Origin of the sequence: Microtetraspora malaysiensis (assembly GCF_001528665.1) — a bacterium.
GTDB classification, from domain to species: domain Bacteria; phylum Actinomycetota; class Actinomycetes; order Streptosporangiales; family Streptosporangiaceae; genus Microtetraspora_A; species Microtetraspora_A malaysiensis.
In genome coordinates this window covers 138,093-150,361 of sequence record NZ_BBYJ01000024.1, presented here as the reverse complement: position 1 = coordinate 150,361, position 12,269 = coordinate 138,093, and the positions used below count along the sequence as shown (strand labels likewise).

Below are 12,269 nucleotides of genomic sequence, written 5' to 3'. Positions count from 1 at the left end.
GGCGTCTTGGCGAGCGCCGGGAGATCGCGATACTTGTTCCCTTATGAGAAGACTCTTCCTCGGGGTGATCCTCGCCCTGGCGGTGGCCGCTCCCGCTGAGGCGGCCACCGCCGCGGCCACAACCACAACCACAGCCCCAACCGAAGCCACGGCCACGGCTACGGCGACGACGGCCAAGCGGTTCGGTTTCCTCGCCCCCGCCAAAGATGGGTATCTGAGCTTCGCCATGGGCAAGATCTGGCCGAACCCCGAATTCGAGGCGTGGAGCTGGAAGCGGACCGGCAAGTGGAGCGACTACAAGGTCGCCCCGAAGGCCAAGCTCTACGTCAACATCCTGGCGCACGGCTCGGCCTCCAAGCGGGTGAGCTACGAATGGCTGCGTACGCACCTGAAGCCGTCCTCCGCCAGGAGGATGGGCTTCTACGTGTGGTTCGACTCCAGCAAGCGGATCGTGAAGATCTCCCAGGTCTACACGCCCTGATTGAGCGGCCGGCCGGGATGGTACGCGGGTCGCGCCATCCCGATGAGGCCGACCCGGAATGCCCAGGGCCGGCCACCGTGTCAGCGGGTCGGATGCGGGGCCATGGCGGCGCACCAGCGAGAAGGCCCAGGTCGACACAGCCGACCTGGGCCTCCGTCATTGAATGATCGCCTCGACGGTGGCCCCCGGCCCAAGGTCAGGCAGTATTGACCGGGTGAGTTTTAGAACTGCTGCACCGTTCTTGGCACTGTTCATGCTGTCGGCCTGTGGGGGAGCGGGGGACGTCGCGCCACCGAACTCCGCGCCGCCCCCTACATCCTCCGGCAGCGCGGCGGCGACCGCGGCCTCAGCCGCTCCCGACGCGTCCGAGCCGGCACCGCAGCCCGCGCTGGCCGAGACGCGCAGCACCATGAACCCGGAGCTCAAGGTTGAGGCCGTCGGACTGAACAGGGTCAAGGGCAAGCACCTGGTCGTGCAGCTCAGGCTCACCAACACAGGCACCAAGAAGCTGACCTGGACCGGCGAGATGGGTGACCTGACGCGCCCGCTGGGGAAGATCCAGTGGGCGTCGGGCATCGGTGTGCTCGACGCCGCCGCCCGCACCTGGATCCTGCCCTACAAGCCGACCGACTCCGACTCCCCCTGCCTGTGCAGTGACCAGGAACGTGACGGCCTCGACTACTTCATCGCCCCCGGAGCATCGCTGGCGCTGTACGCGGTCATGCCCGCCCCCACCGGCACCGCCGCCACCACCACGGTGGTCACTCCTGTCGGCCCCCCGATGCCGGATGTGCCGATCAGCGACGAGCCACCCGTCACCCCTCCCGGCATGCTCATCCCCGACCCCGATGCCGAACCCGTCACGACCGTGATGCGCGAGGTCGTGACGCCATCCGAAGCGCTTGACCGGTCCGACGAGACGGCGGACGACGGCAAGGACCTCCACGTGAACCTCTCCTCGGACGTACTGTTCGCGGTGAACAAGGCCACGCTCACCCCGAAGGCCAAGGCGACCCTGGCCCGCACCGCGAAGCTGATCGATTCCTCGGCCGGGCCCGCGGTGAAGGTGGAGGGGCATGCGGACTCCTCCGGCACCGACGCCATCAACGAGCCGCTTTCCGCCTCCCGCGCCCAGGCCGTACAGCGGGCGCTGTCCGCGCTCATCACCCGGAAGGGCGTCGGGTTCGAAGCCAAGGGGTACGGCTCGCGCCGTCCGCTCTACAGCAACGACTCCGAGGAGGGCAGGCGGCGCAACCGCCGGGTCACGGTGACGTTCGCCCGGCCGCAGGCCGTCGAGACCGAGCGGGCCGCCACCTCCTCGACCTCGGCCACCCCGGGCGGGGCCGGGCTGAAGAGCACCGGAAAGGCGGGCGGTCAGCCGATCTCCATGGAGGTGACCGGCCTGCGGCGGCTGCCGGACGGCCTCGGCATGCTCACGTTCCGCATCACCAACGAGGGCGACCGCGCGGCCTGGTTCAACGAACTGCACCACTCGCGGGATTGGATGTCGTTCCGGCACCAGGCCGCCGCCAACGTCACGTTGACCGATGTGAAGGCGAGGCGCCAGTACCTGCCCGGACGCCTCCAGACGCCTACCGACGACGGCCGTGTCGACTCCTACTGCGCGTGCAGCGACTTGTCCGGAGTGCGGTTGAGCACCGAGAAGTTCGGGCCGGGTCAGGCGAAGGAGTTCTGGGACCTGTTCGCACTGCCCGAAGACGCGGCCGCGCTGAACGTCAAGATCGCAAACTTCCGGGAGTTGGAGGTGCCGGTCCAGTAGCGCCGGCCGCCGGTGAACCCGCATCGTCCGGCGCGGAGTCGGCCGCCCGCGTAAGCGGGCGGCCGCGCTCCGGCCCAGGTTCGGACTCGCGGGCCTGCGCGCTCAGGCGTGGCAGGCGCCGGTCCTGGCCGTCACCCCGGAGGAGAGCGTCGAGGCCCGGATGATGCCGCCGGACGCGGCATCGCGGAGCCGGATCCCCCGCCGGCCGGGCGCGGCGGCCCAGTCGTCGCCGAGCACCAGCGTGAGAGTCCTGCCGGTGCCGACCTCGCGCGTGAGGGCGGGGGAGCGGGTGAGCGCTCCGGCCAGGACCCGCGTCGCCGCCTGGCCGGCCATGGTGGTGCGGATCGCGGTGCGAGAGGCGGATGTCGGCGCGGTGGCGACGACGGCCCGGGTGAATCCCAGGTTCCGGAGCCGGGCGGTGACCCGACGGGCCAGGCCGGCGCGCCCGCTGCCGTTGACCACACGGACCGAGACCGTCGCCCGGGTGGGGGTGGTCGACCCGGGTGATGCGGAGTTCGACGGGTTCGCGGCGGGAGCGCGCGTGTCCTTGCTGACGGCGGTGAACAGCTGGGCGGCTTGGGGCTGGGTGAGCGCGACCCGGTTGGGGTCGACCTCCCAGTAGTGGTTGGGGACGGTGAGGAAGCGGACCTGGCCCGTGCTCATGCCCCGGACGCTGTCGGCGATCGTGCGCAGGGTGCCCAGATCCAGGTCGTCGTCGGTGGTGAGGGACTTGGTCGCGGCGTTGAGGAATTTGTAGAGGCGGACGGGGCTGGTGATCAGGCCGGTGCTTGTGGCTTTGCGGACCATGGCGGCCATGAACAGCTGCTGGCGCCTGATGCGGCCGAGATCGGACCCGTCGCCGAGCGCGTAGCGGGTGCGCACGTAGGCGAGCGCGGTGTTGCCGGTGACGGTGTGGCGCCCGGCGGCCAGTTCCAGGTGAGACTTGGGATCGTTCACCGCCTCGGGCAGGCACACCTCCACCCCTCCCAGCGCGTCGACCATTCTCTTGAATCCCGTGAAGTCGATCTGCATGAAGTGATCGATGCGGATGCCGGTGACGGACTCGATCGTCTTCCAGGTGCACGCCGCGCCGCCCGCGCTGAACGTGGCATTGATCATTTCCAGAGTGGGCGGGACGGCCGCGCCGGTGGCCGTGGTGCACGCCGGGGCGTCCACCATGAGGTCACGGGGGAAGCTGATCGCGGTGGCGCCGTCGCGGCGTGGCGATATGTGCAGCAGGATGATGGTGTCCGAGCGGGCGCCGGCGGTGTGCCCGAACTGCGCGTTCTCCCCGGCGCGGGTGTCGGAGCCGATGAGCAGGATGTTGAGGGCCTTGGTGTATTTGGGCGGCCGCACCGTGCCGAGGCGGTCGGTGACCTTCTCGTGGGTGATGTTGCCGGACAGCTGGGTGTAGCCCAGATAGGCCGCACCTACGGTCGGCAGCAGCACCGCGGCGGCGAGGGCCGCCGACCAGCGCAGGATTCGCCGCGAGGACACGCGCCGGCCGGCAGGCCGGTGGACGCGGCGTCGGCCCGCGCCGGCACGGGCGCCGCCCGGCCGGTCGCCACGGTCCACCCGGGTGGGCTTTCCGGCACGCGATGGCCCGTCGGGACCGTTCTCCAGCGTTGCGTTGTGCTTGTCCACGTCCACTGCCCTCTCTGCGCCGCGGTGATCTGCCGCGTCAGCTGGAGCCTCAGGTGAGGATCGGGATGAGCCCGAGTGCGAAGACCAGGTAGAAGCCGGCGGCCACACCGAGTCGTAGCGGGGTCAGCTTGTGGGCGCGCATGGTCGCCAGCAGGTAGACGATCGCCGCCATGGTGACCAGCCCCGACCACAGGAGAGCGCTGTCGAACTTCCAGGCGGTGAACAACAGCCCCAACCCGCTCGGCACGGTGGCCTGGATCATCATGGCACCGGAGATGTTGGCCAGAGCCAGTTTGGTCTTTCCCTGTCGAATCCAGATGATCGCATTCATGGTCTCGGGAAGCTCCGTGGCGATGGGCGACAGCAACAGCGCCGTGACGGAGGCGGACAATCCGATCATCGGGCCGATGATCTCAAGCTGGTTCACGAACAGGCGTGACGCGAAGAAGATCACCACGAGAGTGGCCAGGGTCTGGGCGATCACCGCCCAGGTGGCCGGTGAGGCGGCCTTGGGCTGGAACTTCAGCGGTTCCAGTTCCAGCTCGTCGCCCTCGCCGTCCTCGTCGTGCCCGCCGCGGATCTCCCGCCAGAAGTACACGGCGTAGGCGGCGAAGAAGACCAGACCCAGCACGGGCTTGAACGCGAAGGCGACCAGGCCGAGCCCGACCTTGACGATGAAGATCGGCAGGAACCACTGCTGGTCCTTGGCCAGGCGGGCCATATCCCGCGCGGTCCCCAGGGCCTGCGCGGAGCCCCCCGGAGGGTCCGCCTCAGCCGCGCCGGAGCCCCCCGCCATGACAGCCGCACGCCGCTTGCGCCGGTGAAGGAGCAGGACCACACCGCTCACGCCGTACGCGACGGTGGCCAGGGCCAGCGGGCCACCCATGGCCGCGCCCACTCCGATGTTCCTGGCCTCCTCCGTGTCGCCGGTGGTCACCGCGACCAGTGTCACCACGGATTCGGGCAGCGCGGTTCCGAAGGCGGCCAGGATGGTGCCCACCGCCATCTTCCCGACATTCAGCCGCTCGCCCAGCCATTCGACCGCGTTGACGAACCACTCACAGGAGAAATAGATCGCCACCGCGCAGGCGATGAGCAACAGGACATTCAGCACGACCTCGTCCAACCTTCCCGCATCCGCGGGGTTCGAGGTCGACCGGCGTGGAAGGCGGCGGTACGGCTTCGGCCCGCGATGCGCACACGTCATCGACAATGGGCCGAAGGTCTCGCCCGCCCGCATGAGATCGCAGGCCCGGCCACCGGGAGCCGGGGCTCCAGTGTGTCGATGACCGGTTTGCGGGGCTACTCCCCTTCGCAGCGGCTCAGCATAGCTCCTCATCGCGGTCTTCGAAAGCGGCCGGCGGGGCGCGGAAGGCTGACGCCTCGCGAGTACGGCTCAGCGAGCACCGCTCACGCTGAGCGGTACGGAACGATGAGGGTGGCGCGAGAAGACGGACCGCGCGCCGCCTTCCCACGTTGAGGAACCACACCCCGAGGAGACGAACGTCCATCATGGGCGCCAACCACAGCCACGGCACCTCCGCTTCGCCCCTGCCCGCCACCCGTAAGACGGTGTGGGCGACGCTGGCCGTGCTCGTGCCCATCACCCTGGCGACCCTGGCCGCCCTGATCTGGTTGTGGCCCGGCGACCAGAGGCCCGACCGCCCGCCAGCGCCCGGGTTGCCGCAGGTAACCGGGATGATCATCGGCGTCTACCCCAAGCCGTGCCCCGCTGCGCCGGAGGAGGTGGCGACGTCCGAGACCGCGTCGGCGACTCCCGATACTTGCGCCGACGTCCGGGTCCGGCTCACCAGCGGGCCCGAAGCAAATCGGACCGTCATGACGGAGCTGCCCAGCGGCCCCGGCGCGCAGCGGTTCGCCGCGGGCGACGACGTCGTGCTGGTTCACATGCCGCAGGACACGCCCGATGCGCCGCAGTACCTGCTGTCCGACCACGACCGATCCGCACCGCTCTGGATGTTCGTCGCCGCCTTCGCCCTGGCCGTGGTCGCCTTCGGCCGCTGGCGCGGACTGACCGCGCTGATCGGCTTGGGCGTCACCTTCGTCCTGCTGCTGGCCTTCATCATCCCGGCGATCCTCGCCGGCGAGTCGCCGACGCTGGTCGCCATCGTGGGCTCCGCGGCGATCATGCTCACGGTCCTCTACCTCACCCACGGCTTCACGATCCCGACCTCGATGGCCGTGCTCGGCACGCTGGCCAGCCTCACCATCACCGGCGTTCTCTCCGCGGTCGCCATCGACGTCGCCCACCTCACCGGGATGACCGACGACAGCTCGTTCATGCTGGACACCGGATACCGCATCAACGCGCAAGGCCTGCTCCTCGCGAGCATCATCATCGGCGCCCTGGGCGTCCTCGACGACGTCACGGTCACCCAGGCCGTCACGGTGGGTGAACTGGCCGTCGCCAATCCCGGCTACTCCTTCGGCCGCCTCTATCGGGCCGCGGCCCGCGTGGGGCGCGCGCACATCGCCTCAGTGATCAACACGATCGTCCTCGCCTACGCCGGTGCGGCGCTTCCCCTGCTTCTGCTCTTCAGCGTGGGGGAGCAGCCCCTGGGAGACGTACTGCGCAACCCGATCGTCGCCCAGGAGATCATCCGCAGCATCGTCGGCACGCTCGGACTCATCGCGGCCGTCCCCATCACCACCGCTCTCGCCGCACTCACCGCCGCGCGGCAGACCTCGCACGAGGAGCAGCCGCCGCCTCCCGCGCGCCATCGACGGCGCGACTCGCCCGACCCGGACGCCTGGGTTCCTGGTTGCCGATGACGCGGCGGGGCATGAACCGTCTACGGACGCGCTCACCACTTGACCTGCGGAAACAGATCACATGGTGGCGGCGCGTCCACAACCTCACCGGGACATGACCGCGCGGATGCGGTGCGGTCGGCCGCCGCCACCCGGCAGGGAGCCCGTCCGGCAGGCGGGCCGCCGTCCCCGCGACGGTGAGGCGCCGACAGGAGGGACGGATCAGGTGAAGGCGTTCGTGATGAAGGAGGTCGGGCGCGTGGGCTTCATGGAGAAGCCCGTTCCGCAGCCGGGCCCGGGGGACGCCATCGTACGGACGACGAGGGCCCTCATCTGCACATCGGACTCCCACACGGTCAGAGGTGGCATCGGCCCCCGGGAGAACCTGACACTGGGGCACGAAGCGGTGGGCATCGTGCACGCCGTCGGAAGCGAGGTGGCATACTTCCGGCCCGGCGACCGCGTCCTGGTCGGCGCCATCACCCCCGACTGGGGCGACCTGTCCGCCCAGAACGGGTACCCGTCGCAGTCCGGCGGGCCGCTCGGAGGCTTCAAGTTCGCGAATTCCAAGGACGGAGTGTTCGCCGACTATTTCCACGTGAACGAGGCCGACGCCAATCTCGCGCGCATCCCCGACGGCATTCCCGACGAGATGGCGGTCTACTGCGCCGACATGCTCTCGACCGGATTCATGGGCGCCGAGAAGGGGAGCATCCCGATCGGCGGCACCGTCGCCGTCCTCGCGCAGGGCCCGGTGGGTCTGATGGCGACCGCGGGGGCCCGGCTCCGCGGCGCGGGCCTCGTCGTCGGGGTCGAATCGGTCCCACGCCGGCAGCGGCTCGCGCGCACGTACGGCGCGGACGAGATCGTGGATTTCGTTGATGAGGACGTCGCCGGGCGGATCCTGGAGCTGACCGGGGGCGAGGGCGTCGACACCGCCATCGAGGCGCTCGGCGCGGATGTGACGTTCCAGACCGCGGTCAAGATAACCAAGCCCGGCGGCACGGTGTCCAACATCGGCTATTTCGGCGAAGGGGAGTTCGTGCGCATTCCCCGCGTCGAGTGGGGGGTCGGAATGGCCGACAAGACGATCGCGACCGGCCTCTGCCCCGGAGGCAGGCTGCGCATGGAGCGCCTGCTGCGGGTTCTGGAGGCGAAGCGGGTCGACCCCTCCCACATGACGACGCACGAGTTCCGCTTCGATGAGATGGAGCGGGCCTTCGAGGTCGCGGACCAGAAGCTCGACGACGTCGTGAAAGTGCTGATCACCTTCTAGCTCTGTACTCTTCCGGCGCTGCGGAAGCGAGGCGGCATGATCAATTCGGATCCACCGTTCCGGCCGGTTCGCAGGACTGACGGCTACCTCCCGTTGGAGGATCTCGGCCTCATCGGGGACGGCGCGACGGCCGCGCTGGTCGGTCTCGACGGGTCCATTCCATGGCTGTGCCTTCCCCGGTTCGACGCCGAGCCGCTGTTCTGCGGGCTGCTGGATCACGCACGGGGCGGGCATTTCACGATGACGCCGGAGGAACTGGTGGAGGCCCGGCAGCGGTACGAGCCCGACACCGGGGTGCTGGTGACCGAGTTGCGCAGCGCCACCGGCCTGGTCCAGGTCACCGACGCGCTGGCCCTGCGCTCCGGCGCCGACCTGACCGACGACGCGCCCGTCGACAGGGCCGAACTCGTCCGGTCGGCCGTCGTCCTGGCCGGGAACGTCCGCCTCCGGGTGGACGTGGAGCCCCGCGGCGGCGCACAGGCCAGGGCCCTGCTCAGCGGGCTGGAAGTGCGGGCGTACCGGCGGCCGGACCTGCGGCTGCACCTCCGCGCCAACCGTCCCCTGGCCGGTCTGCACACCACGCACGACCTGGAGCAGGGCGACCGCCTCGACCTGGTGCTGTCCTGGGGACGCTTCCACCGCCACCACCGCTTCGACGCCGAGGCGATGCTGCGGGGGACCACGGACGCGTGGCGTCGCTGGATGACGCATTTCCACTACGAAGGGCCCGAGGAACCGCTGGTCAGGCGCGCCGCGATCACCCTGAAACTGTGCGACCACTGGGTCAACGGCTCGCTGGTGGCGGCGCCCACGTCCTCGCTGCCCGCACCGATCGGTGGGGTCCGAAACTGGGACTATCGCTACGCCTGGATCCGCGACGCGGCCTTCGCCGTGTTCGCCATGCGCCGCATCGGCTTCGCCGGCGAGGCGGGCGCCTTCCTCGGCTGGATCCTCGACGCCTTCGAGCAGAGCCGGCGGCCTCGGATCATGTACGACGTCGACGGCAGCCCGGTACCCGACGAGGTCGAGGACGGAGAACTGGAAGGGTACCGGCGCTCCGGCCCGGTGCGCTGGGGCAACGGAGCGGCCGACCAGCGCCAGCACGATATCTACGGCGAGGTGCTGGACTGCGCCGACCAGTGGCTACGCTCCGGCGGTGACCTCCAGCCCGAACTCTGGCACAGCCTGGCCGGGCTGGCCGACCTCGCGGGCCAGGCGTGGCGGCAACCGGATCAAGGCATCTGGGAGGTACGCGGCGACGGCCGGGTGTTCACGTACTCGGCCGGGATGTGCCAGGTGGCCGTGGACCGGGCCGCGGCGATCGGTGAGCGGCTCGGGCTGCCCGGGCAGGTCGCGGCGTGGCGCGCCTCGGCCGAGCGGCTGCGCCAGCTCATCCTGGCCCAGTCCTGGAACGAGGAGACGCGGAGCCTGAGCGAGCACCTCGACGGCAGCGGCGGTCTGGACGCCAGCCTGCTCGCGCTTCCGCTGCGCGGCGTCGTGCCCGCCGATCACCCGCGGATGGTGGCCACCACCCGGGCCATCGCCGATCGCCTCTCGGCCGGTGGCGGCCTGCTCTACCGCTACCTGCACGACCAGTCGCCCGACGGCATCTCCGGTGACGAGGGCGCCTTCCTGCTGTGCAGCTTCTGGCTGGTCGACAACCTGGTACGGCAGGGCCGGGTCGGAGAAGCCGGCGAGCTCTACGCGTCCCTGTGCGCCCGGGCGAGCCCGCTCGGGCTGCTGCCGGAGCAGATCGACCCCTCGACCGGCGCGTTCATCGGCAACTTCCCGCAGGCGTTCAGCCACATCGGGGTCATCGCCAGCGGGGTGAACCTGACACGGGCGAAGGCAGGCGCGACAGCATGATCGATCGACTTGCGGTCTTCGGAGCGACCGGTGACCTCAGCGCACGCTATCTGCTGCCGGGGCTGGCCGCCCTGCGGGCGGCCAGGCAGCTGGGCGACGGGTTCCAGCTGACCTGCGCCGACCTGGCGAGCTGGGACGACGAGCGGTTCCGGGGCTGGGCGGCCGCCCAGCTCGACCACCACGGCGCCGCGTGGCCGGTGGATGCCAGGGAGGCGATCATCGGCTCGGCGCGCTATCGGCGGGCCGATATCACCGACGCCGCCGACGTCGCGTCGGTCGTCGCCGGTGCGGAACCCGTCGCCGTCTATCTCGCGCTGCCCCCGGCGCTCTTCCCCGTCGCGATCCAGGCGCTGCACCGGGCGGGCCTGCCGCCGGGCAGCCGGATCGTGCTGGAGAAGCCGTTCGGCGAAGACCTGGACAGCGCGGTCGAGCTGAACCGGCTCCTCGCCGACCTCGTGCCGGAGCGGGCGGTGTTCCGGGTCGACCACTTCCTCGCCATGTCGACCGTGCAGAACGTCCTCGGCAGCAGGCTCGCCAACCGCGTGCTGGAGCCCATCTGGAACAGCACGCACATCGCCGAGGTGGAGATCGTCTGGGACGAGACCCTCACCCTGGAAGGCAGGGCGAGCTACTACGACGGCGTCGGGGCACTCAAGGACATGGTGCAGAACCACCTGCTGCAGTTGCTGTGCCTGGTGGCCATGGAACCGCCGATCACCATCGGCGAGCGCGATCTGCGTGACCGGAAACTCGATGTGCTGCGGTCGGTGCGGCCCCTCACCGGCGACGAGGTCCTGCGCCGTACCCGCCGCGCCCGCTACCTGCCCGGCCGGATCGGTGACCGTGACGTTCCCGCCTACGCCGACGAGGAAGGCGTGGACCCGGGGCGCCGGACGGAGACCTTCGCCGAGGTCGAGCTGGTACTCGACTGTTGGCGCTGGTCGGGAACGACCTTCCGGCTCCGCAGCGGCAAGGCGCTCGGGACCGACCGCAAGGAGGTCGCGGTGCGCTTCCGGCCCGTGCCCTACGTGCCCTTCGGCCACTACGGGGAAGCCCTGCCCAACGTGCTTCGCTTCGGACTCGAACCGGAGTGCGTGACCCTGGATCTGACGGGCATCGGTTCCCACGCGCGCACCTTCGTGCCGCTCGCGCTGACCGCGCGGATGGAGCCACCCGACCTCCCCGCCTACGGCCGGCTCCTGTTGGACGTCCTGAACGGGGATCCCACCCTGTCCATCCGCGGTGACGAGGCCGAGGAGGCGTGGCGGATCCTCGCGCCCGTGCTGTCCGCCTGGTCGAGGGGCCTGGTTCCGCTGGAGGAGTACCCGGCCGGCTCGGACGGGCCCGCTCCCCGGCAGTCGTAGGGAGGTGCCTTCCCAGGCGCCGCGGATTCGTCCGGCCCTGCGGGGGCGTGCCTCGCCTGCCAGCAGCGCGGCCAGGAACATGACGATCGCCATGGCGCCCGCGATGATCCGGTTGGCGGTGCCGAGCAATCCGGACAGAAGCGACGGGCCGAGTGAGAGCACGAAAGAGGTGGCCGTGATGCCGGGCGCGAAGACCGCGATGCCGAGGGCGAGTTGACGGCCATTGCTACTCGGGACGCCGGGCACCCGAACCTAGGCGCCCTTGACGCGTACCTCGGGCCGGCGCACCGGCATCCGCTGGGGCCTGCACGTCACCGTCGCCACCCACTGGCTGCACAGCGTCCTCACCCACCGTGCTACGCGCGGCGGTGGACACCGGCAAGTTCGGCGGCCTGCGCCGCATCCGCGTCGTACAGAACAAACCCCGGTTCACCCATGGCACGACGGCCCCCGGCCACCCGACCGCCTTCGACATCGAGGTGCCGCTGAACGGTGACCGCTGCGCTGCGGCGGGTGGCTGCTCCGGCGCGCCGTGATAGCCGGCTTCTGGCGTTACCGCTTCGCGGCTTCGGGCGCGGTGGTACATGGCACGGTCCTACGCGCGCCTCCACAACCACCCGCACTCCGCTCCGCTCACCCCCGCACCGGCTCCTCGCCGTAGGCGCATCGTCTCGTCCTCGGGCTCCTTCTCGCCGCAACCTGGGAAACCCGCTCATGGTCCGGCGCCGTCGGGAAACCCGCTCATGGTCGGGCGCTGCCGGGAACGCCGCTGCGCTGCGGCGGGCGGGCCCTCCGGCGCGCCGTGATAGCGGGCCTCTGGCGTAACCGCTTCGCGGCTCGGGCGCGGCGGTACAGGGCACAGCCTTACGCGCGCCGGAGGTCCCACCCGCACTCCGCTCCGCTTTCCCGTCGCACCCACTTCTCACCGTCAGGCGCCCTGTCCCGCTTTCCCGTCGCACCCGCCTACGCCGCCATGCGCCCTGTCCCGCTTTCCCGCCGCACCGACCTACGTTCGCATTCCAGGGTGGTAGTTCGGGAAAGTTGACTTACCGCACCAAACCCGCAGATTCCTCATATGGGGCCTTT

Annotated in this window: 9 protein-coding genes; 7 read left to right on the top strand and 2 right to left on the bottom strand. The window is 70.4% G+C overall.

Translation table 11 applies throughout. The features are described from left to right. The first annotated feature begins 43 nt into the window (after positions 1-43). Together AWQ71_RS29115 and AWQ71_RS29110 are read left to right on the top strand one after the other, a co-directional pair. Positions 44-481 (top strand): hypothetical protein, encoded by a 438-nt coding sequence (locus tag AWQ71_RS29115; RefSeq protein ID WP_157570639.1) that lies wholly within the window; start codon positions 44-46, stop codon positions 479-481. A 214-nt stretch (positions 482-695) separates the two neighbouring features. Next, positions 696-2,261 (top strand): OmpA family protein, encoded by a 1,566-nt coding sequence (locus tag AWQ71_RS29110; RefSeq protein WP_157570638.1) that lies wholly within the window; start codon positions 696-698, stop codon positions 2,259-2,261. A 102-nt stretch (positions 2,262-2,363) separates the two neighbouring features. Here AWQ71_RS29110 and AWQ71_RS29105 read toward each other — a convergent pair whose 3' ends face one another. Both AWQ71_RS29105 and AWQ71_RS29100 read right to left on the bottom strand, forming a co-directional pair. Then, complete coding sequence (locus tag AWQ71_RS29105) at positions 2,364-3,905, bottom strand: LCP family protein (RefSeq protein ID WP_169806656.1); 1,542 nt, start codon at positions 3,903-3,905, stop codon at positions 2,364-2,366. A 49-nt stretch (positions 3,906-3,954) separates the two neighbouring features. Continuing rightward, a complete protein-coding gene (locus AWQ71_RS29100; protein ID WP_067139029.1) occupies positions 3,955-5,019 on the bottom strand; it encodes a sodium:calcium antiporter in 1,065 nt (354 codons plus the stop codon). A gap of 398 nt (positions 5,020-5,417) precedes the next feature. On the opposite strand from AWQ71_RS29100, the gene AWQ71_RS29095 reads away from it, so the two are divergent. The 5 genes from AWQ71_RS29095 to AWQ71_RS40690 all read left to right on the top strand — a co-directional run bounded on the left by AWQ71_RS29095 (position 5,418) and on the right by AWQ71_RS40690 (position 11,719). Next, positions 5,418-6,698: a YibE/F family protein gene (locus AWQ71_RS29095; RefSeq protein WP_067138727.1), complete on the top strand. Its 1,281-nt coding sequence runs from the start codon at positions 5,418-5,420 to the stop codon at positions 6,696-6,698. Between the two features lie 205 nt (positions 6,699-6,903). Further along, a complete protein-coding gene (locus tag AWQ71_RS29090; RefSeq protein WP_067138725.1) occupies positions 6,904-7,953 on the top strand; it encodes an NAD(P)-dependent alcohol dehydrogenase in 1,050 nt (349 codons plus the stop codon). Between the two features lie 36 nt (positions 7,954-7,989). Next, positions 7,990-9,819: a glycoside hydrolase family 15 protein gene (locus tag AWQ71_RS29085; RefSeq protein WP_067138723.1), complete on the top strand. Its 1,830-nt coding sequence runs from the start codon at positions 7,990-7,992 to the stop codon at positions 9,817-9,819. After that, a complete protein-coding gene (locus tag AWQ71_RS29080) occupies positions 9,816-11,183 on the top strand; it encodes a glucose-6-phosphate dehydrogenase (RefSeq protein WP_067138720.1) in 1,368 nt (455 codons plus the stop codon). The genes AWQ71_RS29085 and AWQ71_RS29080 overlap by 4 nt, the downstream gene beginning before the upstream one ends. A gap of 353 nt (positions 11,184-11,536) precedes the next feature. Beyond that, a complete protein-coding gene (locus tag AWQ71_RS40690) occupies positions 11,537-11,719 on the top strand; it encodes a hypothetical protein (protein ID WP_157570637.1) in 183 nt (60 codons plus the stop codon). Positions 11,720-12,269: the final 550 nt, after the last annotated feature.

Coding starts and splice junctions, on each gene's coding strand:
- AWQ71_RS29085 (WP_067138723.1), top strand. CDS start 7,990: ATGATCAATTCGGATCCACCGTTCCGGCCGGTTCGCAGGACTGACGGC.
- AWQ71_RS29115 (WP_157570639.1), top strand. CDS start 44: ATGAGAAGACTCTTCCTCGGGGTGATCCTCGCCCTGGCGGTGGCCGCT.
- AWQ71_RS29095 (WP_067138727.1), top strand. CDS start 5,418: ATGGGCGCCAACCACAGCCACGGCACCTCCGCTTCGCCCCTGCCCGCC.
- AWQ71_RS29080 (WP_067138720.1), top strand. CDS start 9,816: ATGATCGATCGACTTGCGGTCTTCGGAGCGACCGGTGACCTCAGCGCA.